Origin of the sequence: Nisaea sp., from assembly GCF_017640745.1 — a bacterium.
In the GTDB taxonomy this organism is placed as follows: domain Bacteria; phylum Pseudomonadota; class Alphaproteobacteria; order Thalassobaculales; family Thalassobaculaceae; genus Nisaea.
In genome coordinates this window covers 144,982-167,588 of record NZ_JAEPQA010000004.1, presented here as the reverse complement: position 1 = coordinate 167,588, position 22,607 = coordinate 144,982, and the positions used below count along the sequence as shown (strand labels likewise).

Sequence of the window (22,607 nt, the reverse complement as noted above, 5' to 3'; positions counted from 1 at the left end):
AGACATATGCGAATAAGGGACGGCCGGCTTTTGCCGGCCGTTTCCTTATGAGGCCTCCCACCGCGAGCCGCCGTCGTCCTTCTTGGACTTCGATTTCTCGATCCGGTCCTTCAGTTCGAGATCCAGCTCGTCCGTCTGCCACGAATGCATCTGGCTCACCAGCTTGACCCGGGCGCGTTCGACGGAAGACTGGCTGTCGAAGGCATTGCCGTGGAGTTCCTTGTAGGGAATGACCGGCAGGTGCCAGAGGATGTGGATGATCGCGCGCTCCATGCCCTTCTCACCACCGATCAGATGGCTGTTCTCGCTCGCATCGAGCCAGACAGAGACGAGATCGTCCCATCCGTCGAGACCGTAGGCCACGTCACGCCGCAGTTTCTGCAGCTGGTCGACGGAATTCTCGACCTGCTGGAACATGCCGGCAATGCTTGCGAGCAGAGAATCCAGCTTCACGATCCGCTCGCTCACAAACCCGATGGTCTGGTCGAGCACCCTCAGAATGAGCTCGACGGAATCCGAAACCTCCGAACGGGCTTCGGCGGAATAGAGTTTGAGCGATCCGCGGAAATCGAGCAGGCGCAAATGCTGGCGGAAGAGGAAGCCGTCGGTGCGCTTCTCGGTTTGCGAGGCGACGGACCCGAAGGGTGCGATCAACCCGACGAGCGGCTCCAGCCAGTCGCGCACATCCTCGACGGAGCAGCCTGCCCGGAGCGCCGTGTGCGACATCACCTTCGCGACCAGCTCCTCCATGCGGAAATCCGCGATCGCGCTCTTGCCGGACATCAGGTTGAGCAGCGTCTGCGTACTCGCCCGGGCCATGAAGGTATCGCCCTGGGCGACGCCGCATTCGCGTGTCATCTGCGCGATGCAGGACATCCGGACGATCTCCCGCTCCTCGAGGTCGCGCTGCGCCTGTTCGCGGGCCTTCCGCCGGCGCTCCTCGTCCGGATTGTAGGCCGAATCCGCCTGCTGCAGGATCGCGCGGACATTGATCGGGTCGAGATCGAGCGCGTTCCGCGTCGCCATGATCTGCCCGTGCACCTCCTCGTCGCGCTCCGACAAGGTCCCCATATTGGGGAGCTGCTTCCAGTCGACGATGGCAAATTCGCCGCGCCGGGTGCCCGAGAAATTCGGGATCGTCGCTTCGAGGAGTCTGCCGCGGCTGGTGACATACTCGCGCACCCGCAAATGATTGAAGGCGGGCACGGAAAGCAGAGGAACGCAGGTGCCCCGGCGCTCGAATGTCTGCGGTAGGGTGTCGCTGCCCGCGGCCATCGCCCCTCGATTTCAAAATGGATCAAGTCACCGGGGAAACCGCGATGGAAGGCGGAGCCCGGCGTCCGGAAAGATGCCAGCCTACCAGCCCCGCGCGCGATGGCAAGACGACTAGCGCTTCAGATAGGTCTGAAACTGATCAATCACCGATTGATAGACGGGACGTTTGAAATCGACGATCAGCGCCAGCACCTCGTCGCTTCCGGCCCAGCGCCAGGCGTCGAACTCGACCGTGTCTCCGGCAAGGTCGATATCCCGGTCCTCGCCGGTGAACCTGGCGAGAAACCATTTCTGCTTCTGTCCCCGGTAACGGCCCTTGAGCGCTTTTCCCAGCGCTTCCGGCGGCAGGTCGTAGGTCAGCCAGCCGGAGGTTTCGGCCAATAGCTCGCAGGCGGTGACGCCGGTTTCCTCTGCCAGTTCGCGCAAGGCGGCCTCGCGCGGGGCCTCGTCCTTGTCGATGCCTCCCTGAGGCATCTGCCAGGCGTCGGGACGGAAGTTCGCCCGGCGGGCGATGAAGATCTCGCCCTCGTCGTTGATCAGGACGATTCCGACATTCCGCCGATAGGGCAGCGTGGAGGGGTCGACGGGCATGGGTGTCTCCGTAACCGCGATGCAGGAGTTCAGCGCAGGCTTTGCTTGTTTGCGAGCGCGGTGACCGGCGCAAGGACAAGGCCGCGTTCAGGCAAGGTTGCGGCCCAGGAAGCCAGGAGGTCGATGGTGATCGGCAACGGCGGCACCACGCCGAGCGCATAGCCCGAGCGCTGCGCGGTGCGCTCCAACGCCGACAGACGGCGCTGCAACTCGGCCAGCGCCGGACTGTCATCGATGCGCCAGTTGGCGACGGCGCGCGGGAGCTGCAGGGAGCCCGCGGTCTCGAATGCGATCGTCCGCGATGTCGCGGCACTGTCGACATACATGAGGCCGCGCTCCTTCAGGACCGAGAGAACCGGCGTCAGGGCTTCCTCGTCGGTGGTGAACTGGGAGCCTTTCACCCCGATTACACCGGCATAGCCGACTGTCCTGCCAAGGACGGTCTCCAGGCGGTTCAGGTTGTCGACGGCGCTGAGGGAGGTCAGCAGGGTGGTCGGGCCCGGGTCGTTCGCCGGATAACCGAAAGGCTCCATCGGAACGTCGAGAAAGACCTCGTGTCCGGCCTTCTGGGCAAGCGCGACCTGATCGTCGAGATCGGAGATGGTGGTCGAGAAGGAGAACGAGACCTCCGGGGGGAGAACCTCAATCGCGGCCGCGGTCAGGGAACGCGAGATGCCCATCCGGGTCATGATGATGGCGATTCGCGGCAGGGAGGCTTCCGCCTCGAAAGGCTTTGCGTAGACCTCCCAGGCCTTTCGCCCGTCCGGGGCGACGATGGGCAGCATGCCTTTTTCGGTCTCTTCCACGAGGGCGAGTTCGAAGCGGGGCCCCTGTTGCTCGGGAGCCATCGGTTCGGTCGGGGCACCGTGCCCGTCCGATGACCCCGCGGGCGCACCCTGGCCGGCTGCGTCCCCGTGGGAACCGGCGGCCATTTCGCCATGACCCTCCGGCTGTCTGGCCGCCATGGCATCGAGGCTCGAGTTCGGCTCGGGCTGTTCTCCCTCCGCGAGGATCGGAACGGTCAGAACAGGACGCCGGGCGTCCCGTTCGGCAATGGTGTCGGGGCCGTTGACCGCGAGCCATCCAATGACGGCGCCAAGCCCGCCGATCACGCTGATCGCGAGCAGACCCGTTCCGGCGAGCCTGAGAATGCGTCCGAGCATTCCAGGCCCCGCCGGACCGATCTCAACCTCCGCCTCCGGGCCTCTCCTGCGAAAGGGGAGCGCCGGAAGCTTCAGGTTTATTTTGGGTATGGGGAGCTTCAATTCACGATGCGTTGACGATAGAGATCGATGCCGCGCAGCAGGTCAATTGCCCGTGCGAGCTGGTAATCGGCCTGTTCCGGGGGCGGCGCCACGTCTTCACCGTCAGCGGTCTCCGGCTTTGCCGCGCCGTTTCCGTTCGGATTGTTCAGCGCTCCGCGCAGATCCGCCTCGCGTCGGGCCTGGCTGCTGTCGAGCTTCTCGATCCGGGCCAGCGGCACATCGATGTCCGGTGCGATGCCGGTCTGCTGGATCGAGCGCCCGGACGGCGTGTAGTAACGCGCCGTCGTCAGCCGCATCGCGACCTGGCCGGAGAGCGGGATGATCGTCTGCACCGAGCCCTTGCCGAAGCTCTGGGTGCCGAGCAGGATCGCGCGCCGGTGGTCCTGCAGCGCGCCGGCCACGATCTCCGAGGCCGAGGCGGAGCCGCCATTGATCAGCACGATGAGCGGCTTGCCGTCGGTCAGGTCGCCCGGCTTGGCATGGACACGGGACGCGTTCTCCGGATCCCGGCCTCGGGTGGAGACGATCTCGCCCTGCTCAAGGAAGGTGTCGGAGACGGAAATCGCCTCGTCGAGCAAGCCGCCCGGATTGTTGCGCAGGTCGATCACGTAGCCGGTGAGCTTGTCGCCCTTCTCCGCCTTGATCTTCTCGATCGCGCTGTGCAGGCCGGTCGTCGTCTGCTCGTTGAAGGTGGTGATGCGGATATAGCCGATATCGTCGATCATCCGGGAACGGACCGAGCGGATCTTGATGACCGCGCGGGTCAGCGTCACGTCGAACGGCTCCGCGTCCTGCCGCCGAATGGAAATCGTCAGATCGGAATCCACAGGGCCGCGCATCTTCTCGACCGCCTGGCCGAGGGTCAGACCGAGCACCGGCTCGCCGTCGAGATGGGTGATCAAATCGCCCGGCTGCAGGCCCGCCTTGGCCGCCGGGGTGTCGTCGATCGGTGAGACCACCTTGACCAGGCCGTTTTCCATCGAGACCTCGATGCCGAGGCCGCCGAACTCGCCCTTCGTCTGCACCCGCATGTCGCGGAAGCTCTTGGAATTCAGAAAGCTGGAATGTGGATCGAGTGCCGTCAGCATGCCGTTGATGGCGGCCTCGATCAGTTCCTGATCGCTCACTTCCTCGACATATTCGGAGCGTACCCGCTCGAACACGTCGCCGAACAGGCTGAGCTGACGGTAGGTATCGGTGTCGTTCTGGGACTGGGCGTCCGCGTGCTCCATCGCCGGCACCGCCAGCAGGGCGGTTGCGGCGACGGCGCCCAGCAGGGCTACCCGGGACCAGGATTTCATCTGACGGATCGATTTCATCATCGCTTTACCTTGTTCGTGCGCGCGGACCACCATGGTAGCGGATCTATCGGGGCACCATTGTGGCGAAACTCCACATAGAGTCCGTCCGTCCCCTCCGCACCCGTTCCGGCCGCGCCCATGCGGGCAATCGGCTCTCCCGCGAGCACACCCTGTCCAACCTGAACATCGACCGAGGACATACCTGCCAACAAGGTAAGATAGTCGTCGCCATGTTCAATCATCACAATCTGACCATATCCGCGAAACGGCCCGGCATAAATGACTTTTCCGTCAAAAGGCGCGACCACCTGGGCCCTCTCGCGGGTGGCGATCACAACCCCGCGTTCGGTCAGGCCGAGGGCGTTCGCCGCGCCGAACCGCTGGCTGACTTTCCCCGCGGCGGGATAGGTTAGATCGCCCTTGTTGCTCGCGATCCCCGGGCTGCTCGGGAGGCTGGCGACGAAACCCGTGCCGCCAGCTGACGCGGCAGGCGGCGCCGGCGGGGCGGCCCCGGGCGTAACCGCGCTCTCGCTTGAGGGCTCGCCGCCCTTGCCGATGATGGAATTGAGCCGCTTGCGGGCCGAATCGCTCTTCGCCTGGTGTTGCTCGACCCGCTGCATCAGGTCGCGGAGGTCCCGTGCAGAGGCGGCAAGCTCGTTCAGCCTCTCGGCGACCGCGCTGCGTTCGGCAACCATCGAGTTTCGCGCCGCCTGCTTCGCTTCCAGCAGCGCGGCGACCCGAACCCGCTCTTCCTCGAGAGCGGCACCGGCCGAAGCGAGCCGCTCCTGCTCCTCGCGGATCTCGCGCTCGACCGCGGCATGGCGGGCGATCTCACCAGACAGGCGGGCCGCCTCCTGCTGAAGATCCGGAAGGACCGCGCCGAGCAGCATGGCGGTGTGGACGGTGTCGAGCGGATCGGCCGGCGAGGCGATCATGGCGACCGGCGGCCGGGCCGCGAGCCGGCGGAGCGCTCCGGAAACTTTCACCAGTTGCTGTTTCTTGACGGCGAGCGTCCCGAGGCTGGTTTCCCGTTCGGCTTCCAGTTCCGAGAGTTTGGTTTCGACGGCGGTGAGTTCGGCCTCGCGCTCCTGCGTCGCCTCGGCGGCGAGGACGAGCGCACGCCGCAGGCGCTGCAGCTCGCTCTCGACGCTATCGGCGAGCTGGTCGAGATCGCGCTTGCGCGCCGAGCCCTGCTCGAGGGCCCGTTCGACCTTCTTGAGATTCTCGTCGAGCTTCTCCGGATCGGGAAGCGATTCGGCCGATCCGGCAAGCTGAGCCGTGCCGAGCACGATCAGGAGTGACGCGGCGAGCGGTGCCCGGATCTTGCTGGCCGCCTTCCGCATGGCCGGCCGGAACTACTCTGCCGCGCTCGCGGCGCTGGCACGGAGCATAGAGCTCCCGGTCATTTCCGCCGGCTGGTCGACGCCCATGAGCTCAAGCAGTGTCGGCGCGACATCCGCGAGGCGGCCGGTCGCGAGCGACCCGATGCCTGCCGGCGCGTTGACCAGGACGGTCGGCACCAGATTGGTCGTATGCGCGGTGTGCGGTCCGCCGGTCTCGGGATCGAGCATCTGCTCGCAATTTCCGTGATCCGCGGTCAGGAACATGCAGCCGCCGACCTTCTTGAGCGCTGTCTCGATCTGCCCGACGGCGCCGTCGACGGTCTCCACCGCCTTGATTGCGGCTTCGAGGCTGCCGGTATGGCCGACCATGTCCGGATTGGCGTAGTTGACGACGATCAGGTCGTATTTCCGGCTCTCGATCGCCGCGACCAGTTTCTCGGTCACCTCGGGCGCGGACATTTCCGGCTGCAGGTCGTAGGTCCGCACCTTCGGCGACGGCACCATGATCCGGTCCTCGCCCTCGAAGACCTCCTCGCGGCCGCCATTGAGAAAGAAGGTGACGTGCGGATATTTCTCGGTCTCCGCCATGCGGAGCTGGGTCAGGCCGGCATTCGCGACGGTCTCGCCGAGCGTGTTGCGGAGCTCGACGGCCGGGAAGAGGACGGAGAGGAACGGGTCCAGCGCGGCCGAATAGCTCACCATTCCGGCCGCAGCCGCGAAGGACAGCGGGCGCTTGCGCGCGAAACCGTCGAACGCCGGATCGAGCAGGGCGGCGAGGATTTCCCGCATCCGATCGGCGCGGAAATTGGCGGACAGCAGGACGTCGCCGTCCCGCACGCCATCATAGCCCGGCAGCGCCGCCGGGGTGACGAACTCGTCGGTCTCGCCGGCCGCATAGGCGCGGTCGATCTCGGCCAGCGGATCGTCAGCCTTATTTCCTTCCGCCTCCGCAATGACCTTGTAGGCCTGCTCCACCCGTTCCCAGCGCTTGTCCCGGTCCATCGCGTAGAAGCGGCCGGAAATCGTCGCGATGCGGGCGCCCTCTGGAAGGTCTCGCAACAGGCGCTCGATATCTGCCCGCGCACTCTTCGGCGGCGTATCGCGGCCGTCGAGGAAGGCATGCACCAGCACTTCGACACCGGCCTCCGTCAGGGCGCGGGCGAGGGCGGCGATATGGGTCTGGTGGGCATGGACGCCGCCGGGCGAGGTCAGGCCCAGCAGGTGGCAGCGGCCGGTCCCGGCCTTCGCCGCCTCGATCAGCTTCAGAAGTTCGGCGTTCGCCGCCAGCGAGCCGTCGGCGACGGCGGCGTCGATCCGCGGCAGGTCCTGCATGACGACGCGTCCGGCCCCGAGATTCATGTGGCCGACCTCGGAATTTCCCATCTGCCCGACCGGCAGGCCGACATCGGCGCCGCTGGCGCGCATGCGCCCGCTCGGTCCGGCGGCGGTGAGGCGGTCGACATTCGGGGTGTTCGCGAGCAGGACGGCGTTGTTGTCGCGCTCGGCGCGCTGGCCCCATCCATCCATGATGCAGAGGACGACGGGCCGCGGTTTCTGTGTCTGATCTGTCATGATGCGGCGGTTATAACGTGTTCAAGAGCGCCGGTCATTCCCGATGATAAGGGTGTCCGGCCAGAATTTGCTGCGCGCGGTAGAGCTGTTCGGCGATCATGCCGCGCACCAGCATGTGCGGCCAGGTTGCGCGCCCGAGCGAGAGAAGAAGGTCCGCCCGCTTGCGGCAGCTGTCGTGATGGCCGTCGGCCCCGCCGATGAGAAAGACGATGTCGCGTACACCCTCGTCCCGCCAGGCGCCGATCTTTTCGGCGAACTCGGCGCTCGACAGCGTCTTGCCGCGCTCGTCGAGTACCACGGCGATCGCGCCGTCCGGGACCTGTGCAAGCAGCTGGCCGGCTTCCTCCTCCTGCAGCTGCTCCCGCGGCAGTTTGCGGCGGATATCCACCTCTCTCAGCTCGAGGGGCCAGGTCAGGCGGCTGCGGTAATGGGCGAACAGATCGGCATGCACGTCGCGGCGCGCCTTGCCGACCGCGGCGAGGGTCAGTTTCACAGTCTCTTACCTCCGGACCGTTTCTACCGGGCAGGCGCCCGTCCGTGCCTGTAACGCCGTGCCCCGATCCGGTCAGGCCTCAGGCGTGCGCCATCTCGCGGGCTCCGGCCCCGTCGCCGATCTGCACGACCTTGGCATGTGCCGGCGGCTCGCCGCCCCACAGCTTCTCGCGCGCGGAGAATTCGCGGACTTCCGGCCGGAAGAGATGGACGATGATGTCGCCGGCATCGATCAGAACCCAATCGCCCTGCGACTGGCCCTCGACCGAGATGCCCTTCACACCGACAGATTTGAGCTTTTCGACGAGATGCTCCGCCATGGCGGAGACTTGGCGGGTGGATCGCCCGCTTGCGATCAGCATGTGATCGCTGATGGAGGATTTGCCTTCGAGGTCGATGACGACCAGATCCTCGGCCTTGCTGTCGTCGAGCGAGCGAGAGGCCAGTTCGACGAGGCTTTCCCGGGACGGGAGAGCGGCTTTTTTCTGTATGACTGTCTCCTTTCGCGCCAAAGGGCGCTAAGCCGATAATCGTGCGGCACCGCCGTTCCGGAGCGGCACCAGCTCATTGCTTTTGTCGGGTTCGACCTTTGCCGTCCGGCCGATCCGATCCGTATCGGATGCTGGTTGCGGACAACGCGTTCAACGGGGTGTGAAAGAACACCCACGCCGGTGCCCGTCGTCTGCCGAGGCGCCGGCCGGACCGTTGCCGGATGCGGGCCTTGGCAAAACGGCGGGCCGCCGGGCCCGACAAGGCCCTTAAAGAATAGGTTGGCCGGTCGAAAACTGCAATGACGACACTGTTGAAGATTTGTTGCCATTCCGCCCAGCGGTGAAAGCCGACCAGATTGTCGGCGCCCATGACCCAGATGAAGCGGGTGAAGGGTGCGCCGGCGGCGAGGGCGCCGAGCGTGTCGGCGGTGAAGCGGGTGCCGAGCAGCACCTCGATATCGGTGACCCGGATCCGGCGGTGGGTCCGGGCGAGCCGTTCGGCAGAGGCCTTGCGCTCTTCGAACGGCGCCATGTCGTCGGCCGTCTTCAGCGGATTCTGCGGCGAGACCATCCACCAGACCTCGTCCGCCCGCAGCTTCTGCAGGGCCAGCAGGGCGATGTCGAGATGACCTTCATGCGCCGGGTTGAAGGAGCCGCCCATGATCGCAATGGTTCTGCCGCGCACGGAGGCGAGCAGGCGGCGGGCTTCGGGGTTCTCGATCATGGGGTCACTGCAGGCGGGGAGCCGCGCCCGGTTCAGGGCCGCGTCTGGCCGGAGCCGGTCACGACATATTTGAAGCTGGTGAGCTGCTCGGCGCCGACGGGGCCGCGCGCATGCATCTTGCCGGTGGAAATGCCGATCTCCGCGCCCATCCCGAACTCGCCGCCATCGGCGAACTGGGTCGAGGCATTGTGCAGCACGATGGCGCTGTCGACATGCGAGGTGAAGCGCGCCGCCGCCGCGGCGTCACCGGTCACGATGCTGTCGGTATGGTGCGAGCCGTAGCGGTTGATGTGCTCGATCGCCGCATCCAGCCCATCGACAACGCGCACGGAGAGCACGGCGTCGAGATATTCCGTCGACCAGTCCTCCTCGGTCGCTTGCTGCATCGACGGGACGATCCTGCGGGCAGCCTCGTCGCCCTTCAGCAGGCAGCCTTTCTCGGCGAGCGCCTTCGCGATGGCGGGCAGCTGGGCCTCGGCGACTTTCGCATCGACCAGCAGGGTCTCCGCCGCGCCGCAGACGCTGGTCCGCCGCATCTTGGAATTGAGCACGATGTCGACCGCCATCGCCGGATCGGCGGCCCGGTCGACATAGACGTGGTTGATCCCGTCGAGATGGGCGATCACGGGGATCCGGCTCTCGCGCTGCACCCGTTCGATCAGGCTCTTGCCGCCGCGCGGCACGATGATGTCGACGAATTTTGTCATGGTCAGCAGGGCGCCGACCGCCGCCCGGTCGCGGGTCGGGATCAGCTGCACGGCCGCTTCCGGCAGGCCGGCTTCCTTCAGACCCTCGTGCAGGCAGGCGACCAGGGCGTTGGAGGAATGAAAGCTCTCCGAGCCGCCGCGCAGGATCGCTGCGTTGCCGGACTTGAGGCAGAGACTGCCCGCGTCCGCCGTCACGTTCGGGCGCGACTCGTAGATGATGCCAATGACGCCGAGCGGCACGCGCACGCGGGCGATCTTCAGTCCGTTCGGCCGTTCCCACTCCGCCATCACGGCGCCGATCGGATCGGGCAGGGCGGCGACGTCCTCAATCCCCTGGGCGATGGCCTCGACCCGGCCCGCATCCAGCTTCAGACGGTCCATCAGCGACTCGCGCACGCCCTTCTCGCGGGCGAAGGCGAGGTCCTTCTCGTTCGCGGCGAGGATCTCCGGCAGCGCATTGCGGATCGCCGAAGCAGCAGCGGTGAGCGCTTTGTTCTTCTGTTCCGTCGTGGCGAGCGCGAGCGCGGCGGACGCGGTGCGGGCCGCGGCGCCGAGACCGGCCATCATCGTTTCGATATCGGAATCGTCCGTCCGGGCGATATCAAGCATGGCCATGGGTCCGTTCGCTCCCAACTCTTGCCCGTGCCCCCGCTTCAGCGGTCGAGCACCAGGTCGTCTCTATGGACCAGTTCGTCGCGGCCACGGTAGCCGAGGATCCGCTCTATTTCACGGGATTTGTGCCCGGCGATCCGCCGCGCATCGGCGGCGCCATAGGCCGAGAGCCCGCGCGCGACAGGACGTCCCTCGGCATCGAGGATCTCGATCAGGTCGCCGCGCTCGAAATTGCCGCCGACCTCTGTCACTCCGGCGGGCAACAGGCTTTTTCCGCGCTTCAGTGCCTTCAGCGCACCCTCGTCGAGGCTGACGCTGCCTTTCGGCGTGAGCGAGCCGGCGATCCAGTTCTTGCGCGCGCCGCGCGGCGAGGTGGCGGCCGCGAACCAGGTGACGCGCGTGCCCTCCTCGATCGCCTTCAGGGGATGCGGATCGTGCCCGCGCGCGATCGCCATGCGGCAGCCGGCGGCGGACGCGATCTTTCCCGCGGCGAGCTTGGTTACCATGCCGCCCGAGGCGTATTCGCTGCCGACGGTGCCGGCCATCGCCTCGATGCCCTCGTCGATCCGTTCCACATGTGGAATGTGTTCCGCCGCCGGATTGCTCCGCGGATCGGCGGTATAGAGCCCGTCGATGTCCGAGAGCAGGATCAGGGTGTCGGCCATGACCATCTGCGCGACCCGGGCGCCGAGCCGGTCGTTGTCGCCATAGCGGATTTCCTCGGTCGCGACCGTGTCGTTCTCGTTGATCACCGGCACCGCACCGAGGGCGAGAAGGGCGTTCAGCGTCGCACGGGCATTCAAGTGGCGGCGTCGCTCCTCGGTATCCCCGGGGGAGAGCAGGATCTGCGCCGCCATGATGCCGTGGCGGGCGAGCGCTTCCTGATAGGCATGGGCAAGGCGGACCTGGCCGGTCGCGGCGGCGGCCTGCTTGTCCTCGAGCTTCAGCGCGCCTTTCGGCAGGCCGAGCAGGCGCCTCCCGACGGCGATGGCGCCGGAGGAGACCACGAGGACCTGCTTGCCGCGCGCCTTGAGGCCGGCGATGTCGTCGGCGAGCGCGTTCAGCCAGTCCCGGCGAATCTCGCCGCCCTTTTCGTCGACCAGAAGGGCGGAGCCGATCTTGACGACGATGCGTTCGGCCGTATCGAGGCCGGAACGAGTACCCGTTTCGGCGGCCTCGGGGCTCACAGGGGCGACCAGCCGGAGGAAGACTCCTCTTCGGCTTCCACGATCTCTTCTTCCTCGAACGCGTCCGCCTCGTCCGGCATCTCGGCCTTGCGGGCGCGGCGCGCCTCCGTCACGGGCTCGAGCAGGGTCGCCAGTGCCGTGTCGAGACCGGCTCCGGAGACTGCGGAGAGGGTGAGGACCTTCTTGCCGAGCTCCTGCTCTACCATTTCGACCAGGACCGGCAGGTCTTCCTCGGTCACCGCGTCGATCTTGGAGAGGGCGATGATCTCGGGCTTGTCGGTCAGGCCCCCGCCATATTCCTCGAGCTCCTGGCGGACGGTCCGGTAGGCCTCCGCCGGATCGTCCTGGGTCGCGTCGATCAGGTGCAGGAGAACGGCGCAACGCTCGACATGGCCGAGGAAACGGTGGCCGAGACCGGCGCCTTCCGAGGCGCCCTCGATCAGGCCCGGAATGTCGGCGATGACGAATTCCTGCTCGCCGACCGAGGCGACGCCGAGGCCGGGATGCAGGGTGGTGAAGGGATAGTCCGCGATCTTCGGCCGCGCCCGGGTGACGCTGGAGAGGAAGGTCGACTTGCCGGCATTGGGCAGGCCGACGAGACCGGCATCGGCGATCAGCTTCAGACGCAGCCAGACCCACATCTCCTCGCCCGGCCAGCCGGGCAGGGCCTTGCGCGGTGCCTGGTTGGTCGAGGTCTTGTAATGCGTGTTGCCAAACCCGCCGTCGCCGCCCTTCAGCAGCACGACGCGCTGCCCGATCCGGGTCAGGTCGGCAATCACCTCCTCGCGTTCCTCGTCGAGGATCTGCGTTCCGACCGGCAGGCGCAGCACGATGTCGCCGCCCTTCGCACCCGTGCGGTTACGCCCGGCACCGGGCCGGCCGCTCTCGGCCTTGAAATGCTGCTGGTAGCGGTAGTCGATGAGCGTGTTGAGGCCGTCGACGCATTCCGCGATCACGGAGCCGCCGCGCCCGCCGTCGCCGCCGTCCGGCCCACCGAACTCGATGAATTTCTCGCGCCGGAAACTGACGGAGCCCGGCCCGCCGTCGCCGCTCTTCAGAAAGATCTTCGCCTGGTCGAGAAACTTCATCTCATGCAATCCCGGCCTGTCATGAATCCCGGCCTCGGGACACGAAAAAAGGGAACAGCCGCAGGACCGTTCCCTCATCCGCAATCGCTGGCCCGCCGGAGCGGGCGCGACATTGTTATTCCGCTGCTTCGGCCAGCGCGACTTCCACGAAAGTGCGGCCGTTGCTCTTCCGACGGAAGCCAACCTTGCCGTCCGTCAGCGCGAACAGGGTGTGGTCACGTCCCATGCCGACATTCTCGCCCGGATGGAACTTGGTGCCACGCTGGCGCACGATGATGTTGCCGGCAATGACGGCTTCGCCACCGAACTTCTTCACGCCGAGACGGCGGCCTGCGCTGTCGCGGCCGTTACGGGAACTACCGCCTGCTTTCTTGTGAGCCATCGATTACTCCTTCGTCTCGGCTTCGGCCGCCGGAGCCGCGTCTTCGGCCTTCGCCTTCGGCGCGGCCTTTTTCGCGGCTGCCTTCTTCGGCGCGGCCTTCTTGGAACCGTCGGCCAGGATGTCGGTCACGCGCAGCACCGTCAGTTCCTGACGGTGACCGCGGGTCCGGCGATAGCCCTGACGGCGCTTCTTCTTGAAGACGACGACCTTGTCGCCTTTGGTCTGCTCAAGCACTTCGGCGCGGACCACAGCACCCTCGACGGTCGGCGCACCGACCTTGAGATCGTCGCCTTCCCCGAGCATCAGAACGTCGGCAAGATCGACGGAAGAACCGGCTTCGCCGGCGAGCTTCTCGACCTTGATGACGTCGTTCGGGGCGACCTTGTACTGCTTACCGCCGGTTTTAACGACTGCGAACATTGTCAATACTCTGGCAATGAGAACTGGGCGCGCGGACTGTTACCTCCGCGTCGGAGCGGCGGACTATACTCCGGGCGACGTTCAAGTCAACAGGGAATCCGGCCCTCGAACCAGAGAATCTTCAGCCCGCCCGGCGCGTCCGAAATCGTGCGCTCTCTGGCGCTATATATAGTGTGTTCCGGCAGCCGGCGCCAGAGACGCGCACGGATGCAAATAGGCTATTGAATCCGCCCATCCACATCGTTATGGTCCCGCCCCGTTCGGAGAGGTGCCGGAGTGGTTGAACGGGGCGGTCTCGAAAACCGTTGTGCGCGCAAGCGTACCGAGGGTTCGAATCCCTCTCTCTCCGCCAGTTTCCCTGAGGTCAGGATCATCATTCGACCTCTTCTGCTTCCCTAAAATATGGCAACCCGCCGACCGATCAGCTGGAGAGTAGCCGCGCGAGCTGCCCGCGACCGCGCGGCAGGGCGCCCAGTCCGCCCGCCAGACCTGCGGCAACGGCCGTCAGCATTCCGAGCGCAAGCGGGAGCGCGATGGCGCCGAGGCCGGGTGTCCAGTCGACCCGGAGCGCTCCCGCGGCGATCCACCAGCTGCCGAGCAGACCGGCCATGCCGCCGACCAGAGCGGCAACCAGGCCCGTCGCGGCGGTCTCCGCAAGGCGCGCGAGGGAGATTTCACGCCGGGTCGCCCCGACCAGCGATAGCGCAACGGCCTCGCGGCGGCGGGCGTCGACATCGGCGGAGACCGTTGCCGCGAGGGACAGCGATCCCGCCAGCAGCAGGACCGCCGCGATCAGCATGGTCCCGAGGATCGCCGCCTCGATGATCTCCGTCGCCTCGCCGACCAGACGCCGGACATCGATGACCGTGACGTTCGGTGCGTTCTCCGACAGCTCCGCGATAAAGGCGTTCAGGCTCTCGGCGTCCCGCCCCTGCAGGGAAACGATCCATCCGTGTGGGGCATCGCGGAAGGGGGTCGGACTGGCGACGATGAGAAATTCCGGCCGCATGGTGCGGTGATATTCCTTGCGGATGTTCGCGACCTCGGAAGTGAAGACCCGGCCGAGCACGCTGTAGGTGAGCTCGTCTCCAGGTTTCAGGTCGAACGCCTGCATCACGTCTTCCTCGGCGGAGATCAGGGGCGGACCGTCGTAATCCGCCGGCCACCACTCGCCCGCGAGGAGTTCCGCGCCGGTCGGCTCGGCCGTCCAGGAGAAACTCCGGTCCCCTTCGATCACCCAGTCCTTGTCGGGATTGGCCAGGGCCTGTTCGACCGGCTGGCCGTTGACCTGTAACAGGCGTGTCCGCATGAAGGGAGTGGCCTGCAGGCCGCCGAGGCCCGGGGTCTCGGCGACCTGGTCCCGGATCTGCTGCACTTGCGCCGCCTGGACATCGAGTAGGACGATGTCCGGCGCCTTTTCGGGGATCTGGGTCTCGAATGCAGATTCGAGGGAATGCTGGATCGCGACCACACCGGTGATCCCCGCGATCCCGATGCCGAGCGCGATGGTCCGAAGCATCACCGCGCGGGAGGCGCTGAGGCCCTGCTTGATGGCCATGGGGAGAAACCGGTGCGTTCGGAGCGCGCCGGCGCCCCGCGCGATCAGGTTGCCGAGGACGGCGAGAATGCCGGCTACCGCGGCCAGGCCGGTCGTGGCTGCGGCGGCCATGAGCGGGTTCGGGAGACCGGCGACCGCAAGAGCCGCGGCGCCGGCGATGAAACCGGCCGCGATCGTTGCGTCCTTGCGGTGGATCCGCGCTCCGCCGGTCTCGTCACGCAAGGCGCGGATCGGCGCGATCCGGACGATTCCGGACAGGCCGGCGACCAGAGCGCCGCCGAGCCCGAGCGCCAGCGTAGCGAAGACCAGGATTGCGGTGGGCCAGAGATCCGAGGGAGACCAGAGCAGGTGAAGCTGCTCCGTCAGCATCTCCAGGAGCGCAACGGCACCGAACGTGGCCAGCGCCAACCCGAGGAACAGGGCAATCAGCCCGGCGACCGCGATGATCACCGCATGGAGCGCGACGACCGTGCCGGTGGTTGCGCCGGACAGCCGGTACTGGGCGATGGAGCGGCTCCGCCGTCCGATCCACATCGCAACGGCCGCCCAGGCTCCGGTCATTCCGACAGCGAAAGCGGCCAGGCCGGATATTCCGAGGAATGTCGTGGTTCTGTTCGTGACCTCGCGCACGCGCTCGGCCGCCTCTTCCGGGCTCTGGATTTCCCAGCCACGATCCGGTTCGGCGGCCTCTACCGCGCGTCTGGCGGCGATCGGGTCGGTGTCCGTCTCGAACCGGATCCGGGTCCGGTATTCGAGCAGCGATCCCCTCTCGGTGAGACCGGTGCCGGTCAGCCGATCGCGTCCGATCAGTATCCGGGGGCCGACCATGAAGGTGCCCGCCGAGAGCCTGTCCGGTTCCCGCAGAAGGATGTCGCGGATCTCGAATAGGGTATTGCCGATCCTGACGCTATCGCCGAGTTCGAGGCCGAGCCGGGAGAGCAGCGTCTCTTCCGCCACTGCTCCGGGCAGGCCGCGCCGCTCGGCGAGCGTGTCATGCAGGTCCCGGCCGCTTGCGAGATCGACGTTGCCGTAAAGCGGATAGGACCCGTCGACGGCCTTGAGCTCGACGGTCATCCGCCGCTTGTCGTCCGGCTTTTCGAAAATTGCGGTCGCGCGCAGCTCGGCGACCTCTGAGATCTGTCCGGTTGCCGCCAAAGCGCTGACGACGCCCGCCTCGAGCGGCGTATTGACGACCGTGACCCCCATATCCCCGCCGAGAATGCGTTTGGCGTTGTCCCGCATCGCATCGGCAAGCCCGGAGCTGAGGAGCCAAATCAAACCGAGCATGGTGCTGGCGATCAGGACGCAGGCCATGAACAGGCGCAGCCCCAGGATGCCGAACGCGGCCTCCGCCTTCAGCAGCTTTGCCAGAAGCGCGATGCGCGCGGGCAGGGAGTCCGTTTCCGCCATCTCAGGAAACGACCCGGCCGTCTTCGATGACAAGCGTGCGGTCGCACCGCGCGGCAAGGCCCGGATCGTGCGTGACCAGCAGCAGCGCACTGCCGGAGCTGCGGGCGAGGTCAAACATGGTGTCGATCACCACACTGCCGGTGCGCTGGTCCAGATTTCCCGTCGGTTCGTCGGCGAGGACCAGACGCGGCGCGGCGACGAAGGCGCGCGCGACGGCGACCCGTTGCTGCTCGCCGCCCGAAAGTGCCGACGGGCGGTGCGTCAGCCGATGTCCGAGGCCCACGCGTTTCAGCATTTCGGCTCCGGCGTTCTGGGCGTCCGTCCGTCCGGCGAGGGTCAGCGGCAGCGCGGCATTCTGCTGCGCCGTCAGAGAGGGAACCAGATGGTAGGCCTGAAACACGATGCCGATGTCCTGGCGCCTCAGCAGCGTGCGGCCCCGTTCGTCGATCTCCGACATGTCGGTCCCGAGGACGTGGGCCGCGCCGCCGGAAAGCGGCTCGAGCCCGCCGATCACGGCGATCAGGGAAGATTTACCGGACCCGGATGGCCCGGTGACGGCCGTGATCTCGCCCGGGGCGACGGACAGATCGATGCCTTTGAGAACTTCGATCTCGCCCTCCGGCGAGGGATAGGAAAGCCGGACCTGGGAAAGCTGAACGACGGGAGCGTGAGAAAAATCCATGGGCCTCGATGCTGGAAGTGTGAGGTTTCGATCGGCGGCAACCCCGTTCTATTTAGGGCCCGTGCGGCCAAATCAAGCGCGGCGGCTCCCGAAACGCCCTGCAGCCTTGCCTTGTCGCCTTGCCACTGCTTCCATATGCCGGTCTCGATTTCCCGAGATCCTGTTTCACGAGTCACGCCATGTCCGCTACCTCTTCCGGGGCCCCGCTGCCCTACCGTCTCCGCCTGCCCGGGCCGACCGCCGTTCCGGAGCGCGTGCTCCAGGCGGCCGCCCGTCCCTTGACCGCGCATCGCGGGCCCGAGTTCCTTCCCCGCTTCAAATCGATCCTGGACCGGCTGCAGCCGATCCTCGGGCGCTCCGGCATTCCGTCCTTCATCTTCGCCTCGACCGGGATCGGGGCGATGGAATCGGCGGTGGTGAATGTCGCCGGGCCGGGCAAGCGGGTGCTGATCACCACCAACGGGCAGTGGGGGCCGGTGTTCCGGCGGCTGGCCGAGGAGATCGGGGCCGAGGTGGACGAGGTGGTCTCGCCGCTCGGCGCGCCGGTCGATCTCGACGGCGTGCGCCGTGCGCTCGCCGAGAAGGAGTATGCGGCGGTCCTGACGGTGCACAGCGAGAGCTCCACCGGGGCGCTGACCGACCTCGAAGCGCTCGGCGCCATCGTCGGCGAAACCGATGCCCTGCTCTGCTGCGACAGCGTCAGCGGGCTCGCCGGCGCGGAGATGCGGGCGGACGAATGGGGCGTCGACGTCGTCGTCTCGGCCTCGCAGAAATGCCTGATGTGCCCGCCGGGCCTCGGCATCGCCAGCGTCAGCGAGAAGGCCTGGGGGGTGATCTCCCGCGACGACAGGGGGCCGCGGGGCTATTTCGACTATCGCAAGTTCCGCCCGAACTCGGAAAAGGGCGAGCCGACCTATACCGCGCCCGTCGCCATGCTGAACGCGCTCGACGAGTCCCTGACGATGATCGGCGAGACCGGGCTCGAAGAGACGCTGGCCCGGCACAAGCGGCTCAATCGCGCGCTCACCGCCGGATTGCAGGCGCTCGGCTTCTCTATCTTCCCGAACGGAACACCCAGCCCGACCCTGGTGGTGATGCGGACGCCGGACGGCGTTTCCGCGCCGAAGCTGATCGCGCATCTGCAGGATCACTATAATTGCGCCATCGCGGGCACCCGCTTCGAGGAACTGAAGGAGAGCCTGATCCGGATCGGCACCATGGGCTGGGTCTCAAAAGCGGATATCCGGACCGATCTGGAACAGATTGCAGGGTCGCTGAAAGCTCTCGGTCGCGCGGCGGACATCGATGCCGGGCTGGCGGCTGCGGAAGCGGCACGCGCCGAATAACCTGAAACGGAGGAGACGGACATGACTGCACGGGACAATTGGGGCTGGAAGGCCCGCTTCGGCATGTTCATCGTCTCCAGCGAAGCCGTTCCGGAAGCGGAATGGTGGGCGATGCTGCCGCCGGATGTTTCCGTCCACGCCGCCCGCATCGCGGCGCCGGCGCCCTGGGCGAGTTGGAACGGAGGACGGAGCGATATCGAGCTTTCCCCGGATCTCGCCCGCGGAGCGGAGCATTTCCGGGGCATGCGGCTCTCGGCGGTGGTGCTCGGGCACAGTTCCTCCAGCCTCCTCGGCGGCAAGGGCTGGGACGTGGCGGTGATCGCACGGCTCTCGGAACTTCTCGGACCGGGCGTTGCCGTGACGACCAACATGTTCGACTGCTTCGCGGCGCTGAAAGCGTCCGGCGTCGAACGCCCCTTCCTGGTCTTCCCGCCCTGGTTCAATGACGCGACGCTGGAGAAGGGCCTCGCCTATATCGAAGCGCACGGGATCGCGGCCGCGGGCCATCTCCGCTACGACCCCGGCCCCGGCTGGCGCGAGGTACCGTTCTCCGAGATGTACCCGCGTGGCCTCGGTTTCGAGCAGCAGATCGAGCCGCTCTATGCGCAGACCATGGCGGCCTGCCCGAAGGAGGCCGACGGCATGCTGATCCTCGGCACCGGCTTCCGCTGCGTCGGTATCATCGAGGCGTTGGAGCGGGACCTTGCACGTCCGGTGATCACGGCGAACCAGGCGAGCCTCTGGCATTGCCTGAAACTCGCGGGCGTGAAGGCGGAGATCGAGGGATACGGGCAGCTGCTCAGGGGCTGACGCCTGCGGCGCGGCTCGCTTGATACAGGTCAACTCGCCGCCGCCGGCTCTCGGGCATGATGCCGTCCGTCTGATCACAGCCGACGCGCGGGAGTAATGGCCGCATCCGAGAATAAACGCGAAGCTTCGCCCGGTCCGGTAGCCGCACGCGGTCCCGGCACCGGCATGCTTATCGGCCTGATCCTCGGCGTGCTCGCTCTCGCGGCGGTGGCGATGGCGGTTGCGGTCGAACGCATCCAGACCGCCATGCTGGAGCGCGATGCGATCTCGACGGGGCTGCGCTGGACGGACGGGCTCGCCGGCCATCTCGACTCGCTGGTCCCTGTACTCCGGGGCGAGGAGCTGTCGGAGACGGACCGGCGCACCATTGCGCTCGCCTCTCAGCTCGGCGGGCTGCGCGATTTCGTCATTTTCGATCAGCAGGGACGCGCCGTCGCCTCCTCGAACGAGAATGAGATCGGCCGCGTCAACAGTTCGGCCTACTGGGAGGACCAGGTGCTGCGCGGTCAGCCCCATGTGGCGCTTGAAAGTGTCCCGGACCCGGCGGGTGGCCGGACCGCCGTGGTCGCCGAGACCTATTTGCCGGTGTTTGACCCGGCGCCCGGTGCGCGGCGGGTGATCGGCGCGTTCGAGGCCTATCTCGACGTCACGGCGAGTGCCGAAGCCTATAGTCGGCTCGGTCTCTACATGTCGGTCGTCGGGGTGGCCCTGATCCTGCTCTCGGGAGGGACCGCGATCGCTTTCGTCTGGCGCAATGCCGTCCACCGCTCCGAACGGGAGGAGACGCTGGCACTCGCGCGCGAGGCGGCGGAGGCCGCGAACGAGGCCAAGTCGCGTTTTCTCGCGACAATGAGCCACGAAATCCGCACGCCGATGAGCGGCGTGCTGGCGACCCTCGAGCTGATGGAGCGCACACCGCTGCAGGACAGCCAGCGGGAGATGCTGACGGTGGTCCGCCGCTCGGCCGAGGCGCTGCTGGAACTGCTCAACCAGATCCTCGATCTCTCGAAAATCGAGGCAGGCAAGCTCGGTCTGAGCCGGCGGCCCTTCGATCCGCGGGAGATGCTGGAAAACGCCGTCGCGATCATGCGTCCGGCCGCCGCGCGGAAGTCGATTGCGCTAGAGCTTTCCATCGCGCCGGACCTGCCGCCGGTCGTGCTGGGCGACGACGCCCGGATACGGCAGATCCTCCTCAATCTGCTCGGCAACGCGGTCAAGTTCACCGAGACCGGCAGCGTGACCGTTGCCGTCGAGCGGGACGGTTCGCTCGCCGAAGCCATCGCGATCTCTGTCGCCGACAGGGGGATCGGCATCGAGCCGTCGGCGCTCGAGCGCCTTTTCATGCCGTTCGAGCAGGCCGACAGCGCGACGGCGGCGCAATATGGCGGGACCGGCCTTGGACTGGCGGTTTCCCGGCAACTCGCCGAACTGATGGGGGGGCGGCTCGAGGCCAAGTCCGTTCCGGGTGCGGGGAGCACGTTCCGTTTTCTCGTTCCGCTGCCGGCCAGCGACGAAAGGCCGCTCGGCGCTTCCGCCGAACGTTTCGACGCGGCACATCTCGGCCTCTCCGTTCTCGTGGCGGATGACGACGCGACGAACAGATGGGTGGTCGAGCGTCAGCTCGGCCTGTTGGGATGCAGCGTGACGGTTGCGGAGAACGGCGCGGAGGCCCTGGAGCTTTGGCGCCGGGACCCCGAACGCTGGCAGGCCCTGATCACGGACTGGCACATGCCGGTACTGGACGGTCCGGGGCTCCTGCGTGCGCTGAGGATGGATGCGTCGGTTCCCGACCGCCTGGTGATGATGACGGCCGCGGGGGCGCCCGAGGATATCGCGGCGGCGCGGGCTGCGGGTGCGGATGCGGTCCTGATCAAGCCGGTCTCGCTGCGGGCGCTTTCGGATGCATTGGTTCCCGGTGGCCTGTCTGCGACGGCTGCGCCTCGTTCGACCGGAGAAGATTCCGGCGGAGCGACCGGCCTGTCGGTGCTCGATGTGAGGGAGCTTGCTGAAATGTGCGGCGGCGACGCGGCGCTTCTTGGCGGTGCACTCGAGCGGTTTGCCGCGCGGCTGGAAGTCTCGCTGGATCTCTTGTCCTCCGGAGAGGCCCCGGGGCGGATTGCGGCTGAAGCTCACAAGCTCAGAGGGGCCGCGGCCTCGGTCGGTGCGGAGAGGCTGGCCGCCGCCGCAGGTGCGCTGGAAGACCATGCGCGGAGCTCCGCCGGAAGCCGGATCGATGCGGCGGATCTGGAGACTTTGAACCGAGAAGCGGTACTGTTGCGGGAAGCGCTGGCGGATGACCCGGCGGGAAAACTGGGAGAGAATGCGTGACCGATCCTTATGACGGCATCGATGTCCTGGTCATCGAGGATGACGAGTTCCAGCGCGGGCTCAGCGTGCAGGCGCTCCAGGTGCTCGGCTTTCCGGTGATCCGCGAGGCCGGTGACGGCGAGGAGGGGCTGAAGGCCTGCGTCGCTAAGCTGCCGGATCTCATCCTGTGCGATATCGAGATGGAGCCGATGGACGGGATCGCCTTCCTCAAGGCCCTTCGCCGCACGAAATCGAATGTCGTCCGAGAGATCCCGATCGTCTTCCTGACCTCGCATAACGAGTCTGAAACGGTACGGGAAGCCATCGCGGCCGGCGTCGATGCCTTCATCATCAAGCCGCTGACGCTGAAGAAGTTGAAGGACCGGGTCGACGCGATCTTTGCCAGGCCGCGCGCGCTCTGACTTGGTTGCATAGGTCCCGCCATGTGACGCAAAGAGCCATGGCATAAAAATTGATTAAGGATTTGATCGGAAAATGAGTGCAACCGAGGCAAATCCGGAAATCAGGCGTGAACCGGCAAGACGAAATATCATCAACGAGCGAGGATCCCTCGATCCAGAGATTTCTCCGGCTCTGGGAAGAGCGCCGCGAGGGACAGGCCCTGCCCTCGCGCAAATCGTTCGAGGTGGCGGACCTGAAGGAGTGGCTCGGCCATATCCTGATCCTCGACGTGATCGGCGGAGGGGCGGACTTCCGCTACCGGCTGGTCGGCGTGGAGATAGCTCGGGCCGTTGGCCGGGATTATACCGGCCGGCTGATGTCCGAATGCGAATTCGAGGTGCCGGCCAGTGAGGTCATCGGGGAGTTTCGCGAGGTGGTGACGGCCCGCCGCCCTCTGGTGCGCCGCGGCCATGTTACCTGGGCGCCGGACCGGAGCTGGCGCAGTTTCGAGTCCGTTCATATGCCGCTCGCTTCCGACGGCCATACTGTCGACAAGACCATGGGTGTCCTGCTGATCGGCGACGTGGCGGCCCGCTCTCCCGGCATGGGGTCTTACGTTCGCTGAACCGGGCGCGCTAGAGT

The 22,607-nt window shown here is 66.7% G+C and carries 20 protein-coding genes, 1 tRNA gene and 1 pseudogene; 6 read left to right on the top strand and 16 right to left on the bottom strand.

Annotated features, from left to right (window positions below):
* Positions 1-45: 45 nt before the first annotated feature.
* The 14 genes and pseudogenes from JJ959_RS05100 to rplU form a co-directional block, all read right to left on the bottom strand.
* Positions 46-1,275: a hypothetical protein gene (locus tag JJ959_RS05100; protein ID WP_292880347.1), complete on the bottom strand. Its 1,230-nt coding sequence runs from the start codon at positions 1,273-1,275 to the stop codon at positions 46-48.
* A gap of 111 nt (positions 1,276-1,386) precedes the next feature.
* On the bottom strand, positions 1,387-1,866 hold the full coding sequence (locus tag JJ959_RS05095) for an RNA pyrophosphohydrolase (RefSeq protein WP_292880345.1): 480 nt from the start codon (positions 1,864-1,866) through the stop codon (positions 1,387-1,389).
* Between the two features lie 29 nt (positions 1,867-1,895).
* A complete protein-coding gene (locus JJ959_RS05090) occupies positions 1,896-3,029 on the bottom strand; it encodes a divergent polysaccharide deacetylase family protein (protein ID WP_292880343.1) in 1,134 nt (377 codons plus the stop codon).
* Between the two features lie 98 nt (positions 3,030-3,127).
* Positions 3,128-4,432 (bottom strand): S41 family peptidase, encoded by a 1,305-nt coding sequence (locus JJ959_RS05085; RefSeq protein WP_292880340.1) that lies wholly within the window; start codon positions 4,430-4,432, stop codon positions 3,128-3,130.
* A gap of 17 nt (positions 4,433-4,449) precedes the next feature.
* The gene (locus tag JJ959_RS05080) at positions 4,450-5,775 is read right to left on the bottom strand and encodes a peptidoglycan DD-metalloendopeptidase family protein (RefSeq protein ID WP_292880337.1); all 1,326 of its coding nucleotides are present in this window, start codon (positions 5,773-5,775) and stop codon (positions 4,450-4,452) included.
* 12 nt (positions 5,776-5,787) lie between these two features.
* A complete protein-coding gene (gene gpmI / locus JJ959_RS05075) occupies positions 5,788-7,347 on the bottom strand; it encodes a 2,3-bisphosphoglycerate-independent phosphoglycerate mutase (RefSeq protein ID WP_292880335.1) in 1,560 nt (519 codons plus the stop codon).
* A gap of 34 nt (positions 7,348-7,381) precedes the next feature.
* Positions 7,382-7,840: a 23S rRNA (pseudouridine(1915)-N(3))-methyltransferase RlmH gene (gene rlmH / locus JJ959_RS05070; protein WP_292880333.1), complete on the bottom strand. Its 459-nt coding sequence runs from the start codon at positions 7,838-7,840 to the stop codon at positions 7,382-7,384.
* Between the two features lie 79 nt (positions 7,841-7,919).
* Positions 7,920-8,351: a ribosome silencing factor gene (gene rsfS, locus JJ959_RS05065; protein WP_292880330.1), complete on the bottom strand. Its 432-nt coding sequence runs from the start codon at positions 8,349-8,351 to the stop codon at positions 7,920-7,922.
* A gap of 52 nt (positions 8,352-8,403) precedes the next feature.
* Positions 8,404-9,054, bottom strand: coding sequence for a nicotinate-nucleotide adenylyltransferase (locus tag JJ959_RS05060; RefSeq protein ID WP_292880328.1), 651 nt, complete (start codon positions 9,052-9,054; stop codon positions 8,404-8,406).
* A gap of 32 nt (positions 9,055-9,086) precedes the next feature.
* Positions 9,087-10,370, bottom strand: coding sequence for a glutamate-5-semialdehyde dehydrogenase (locus tag JJ959_RS05055; RefSeq protein WP_292880470.1), 1,284 nt, complete (start codon positions 10,368-10,370; stop codon positions 9,087-9,089).
* Between the two features lie 44 nt (positions 10,371-10,414).
* Positions 10,415-11,560, bottom strand: coding sequence for a glutamate 5-kinase (gene proB / locus JJ959_RS05050; protein WP_292880325.1), 1,146 nt, complete (start codon positions 11,558-11,560; stop codon positions 10,415-10,417).
* Positions 11,557-12,726 (bottom strand): GTPase ObgE, encoded by a 1,170-nt coding sequence (obgE, locus tag JJ959_RS05045; RefSeq protein WP_366816913.1) that lies wholly within the window; start codon positions 12,724-12,726, stop codon positions 11,557-11,559. Before obgE ends, proB begins: the two co-directional genes overlap by 4 nt.
* A gap of 37 nt (positions 12,727-12,763) precedes the next feature.
* Positions 12,764-13,030 carry a 50S ribosomal protein L27 gene (gene rpmA / locus JJ959_RS05040; protein ID WP_193185490.1) on the bottom strand — a complete coding sequence of 89 codons (267 nt, stop codon included), beginning with the start codon at positions 13,028-13,030 and terminating at the stop codon, positions 12,764-12,766.
* A 111-nt stretch (positions 13,031-13,141) separates the two neighbouring features.
* Positions 13,142-13,450, bottom strand: a pseudogene (gene rplU / locus JJ959_RS05035) (50S ribosomal protein L21); the annotation flags it as partial.
* Between the two features lie 262 nt (positions 13,451-13,712).
* Here rplU and JJ959_RS05030 point away from each other — a divergent pair.
* Positions 13,713-13,802, top strand: a tRNA-Ser gene (locus tag JJ959_RS05030).
* 69 nt (positions 13,803-13,871) lie between these two features.
* Here the strand turns inward: JJ959_RS05030 and JJ959_RS05025 are convergent.
* Together JJ959_RS05025 and JJ959_RS05020 are read right to left on the bottom strand one after the other, a co-directional pair.
* Positions 13,872-16,418, bottom strand: a complete 2,547-nt coding sequence (locus tag JJ959_RS05025) for an FtsX-like permease family protein (RefSeq protein WP_292880320.1) — start codon at positions 16,416-16,418, stop codon at positions 13,872-13,874.
* A 1-nt stretch (position 16,419) separates the two neighbouring features.
* A complete protein-coding gene (locus tag JJ959_RS05020; protein WP_292880317.1) occupies positions 16,420-17,100 on the bottom strand; it encodes an ABC transporter ATP-binding protein in 681 nt (226 codons plus the stop codon).
* 179 nt (positions 17,101-17,279) lie between these two features.
* Between JJ959_RS05020 and JJ959_RS05015 the strand changes: the two genes are divergently transcribed.
* The 5 genes from JJ959_RS05015 to JJ959_RS04995 all read left to right on the top strand — a co-directional run bounded on the left by JJ959_RS05015 (position 17,280) and on the right by JJ959_RS04995 (position 22,590).
* Entirely contained in the window at positions 17,280-18,446 is a 1,167-nt protein-coding gene (locus JJ959_RS05015; RefSeq protein WP_292880314.1) for an alanine--glyoxylate aminotransferase family protein, read from the top strand.
* A 21-nt stretch (positions 18,447-18,467) separates the two neighbouring features.
* A complete protein-coding gene (locus JJ959_RS05010) occupies positions 18,468-19,256 on the top strand; it encodes a hypothetical protein (protein ID WP_292880311.1) in 789 nt (262 codons plus the stop codon).
* Positions 19,257-19,421: 165 nt separating this feature from the next.
* Positions 19,422-21,584 carry an ATP-binding protein gene (locus JJ959_RS05005; RefSeq protein ID WP_292880308.1) on the top strand — a complete coding sequence of 721 codons (2,163 nt, stop codon included), beginning with the start codon at positions 19,422-19,424 and terminating at the stop codon, positions 21,582-21,584.
* Positions 21,581-21,985, top strand: coding sequence for a response regulator (locus JJ959_RS05000; protein WP_292880305.1), 405 nt, complete (start codon positions 21,581-21,583; stop codon positions 21,983-21,985). The genes JJ959_RS05005 and JJ959_RS05000 overlap by 4 nt, the downstream gene beginning before the upstream one ends.
* Before the next feature lie 107 nt (positions 21,986-22,092).
* Positions 22,093-22,590 carry a PAS domain-containing protein gene (locus JJ959_RS04995; RefSeq protein ID WP_292880303.1) on the top strand — a complete coding sequence of 166 codons (498 nt, stop codon included), beginning with the start codon at positions 22,093-22,095 and terminating at the stop codon, positions 22,588-22,590.
* Positions 22,591-22,607 lie beyond the last annotated feature (17 nt).

Excerpts from the sequence above, each read along its gene's own strand:
- JJ959_RS05005 (WP_292880308.1), top strand. The coding sequence starts at position 19,422 with ATGCTTATCGGCCTGATCCTCGGCGTGCTCGCTCTCGCGGCGGTGGCG.
- rpmA (WP_193185490.1), bottom strand. The coding sequence starts at position 13,030 with ATGGCTCACAAGAAAGCAGGCGGTAGTTCCCGTAACGGCCGCGACAGC.
- obgE (WP_366816913.1), bottom strand. The coding sequence starts at position 12,726 with ATGAGGGAACGGTCCTGCGGCTGTTCCCTTTTTTCGTGTCCCGAGGCC.
- JJ959_RS05055 (WP_292880470.1), bottom strand. The coding sequence starts at position 10,370 with ATGCTTGATATCGCCCGGACGGACGATTCCGATATCGAAACGATGATG.
- JJ959_RS05060 (WP_292880328.1), bottom strand. The coding sequence starts at position 9,054 with ATGATCGAGAACCCCGAAGCCCGCCGCCTGCTCGCCTCCGTGCGCGGC.
- JJ959_RS05090 (WP_292880343.1), bottom strand. The coding sequence starts at position 3,029 with ATGCTCGGACGCATTCTCAGGCTCGCCGGAACGGGTCTGCTCGCGATC.
- gpmI (WP_292880335.1), bottom strand. The coding sequence starts at position 7,347 with ATGACAGATCAGACACAGAAACCGCGGCCCGTCGTCCTCTGCATCATG.
- JJ959_RS05085 (WP_292880340.1), bottom strand. The coding sequence starts at position 4,432 with ATGAAATCCTGGTCCCGGGTAGCCCTGCTGGGCGCCGTCGCCGCAACC.
- JJ959_RS05015 (WP_292880314.1), top strand. The coding sequence starts at position 17,280 with ATGTCCGCTACCTCTTCCGGGGCCCCGCTGCCCTACCGTCTCCGCCTG.
- JJ959_RS05010 (WP_292880311.1), top strand. The coding sequence starts at position 18,468 with ATGACTGCACGGGACAATTGGGGCTGGAAGGCCCGCTTCGGCATGTTC.
- JJ959_RS05100 (WP_292880347.1), bottom strand. The coding sequence starts at position 1,275 with ATGGCCGCGGGCAGCGACACCCTACCGCAGACATTCGAGCGCCGGGGC.
- JJ959_RS05095 (WP_292880345.1), bottom strand. The coding sequence starts at position 1,866 with ATGCCCGTCGACCCCTCCACGCTGCCCTATCGGCGGAATGTCGGAATC.
- JJ959_RS05020 (WP_292880317.1), bottom strand. The coding sequence starts at position 17,100 with ATGGATTTTTCTCACGCTCCCGTCGTTCAGCTTTCCCAGGTCCGGCTT.
- JJ959_RS05080 (WP_292880337.1), bottom strand. The coding sequence starts at position 5,775 with ATGCGGAAGGCGGCCAGCAAGATCCGGGCACCGCTCGCCGCGTCACTC.
- JJ959_RS05025 (WP_292880320.1), bottom strand. The coding sequence starts at position 16,418 with ATGGCGGAAACGGACTCCCTGCCCGCGCGCATCGCGCTTCTGGCAAAG.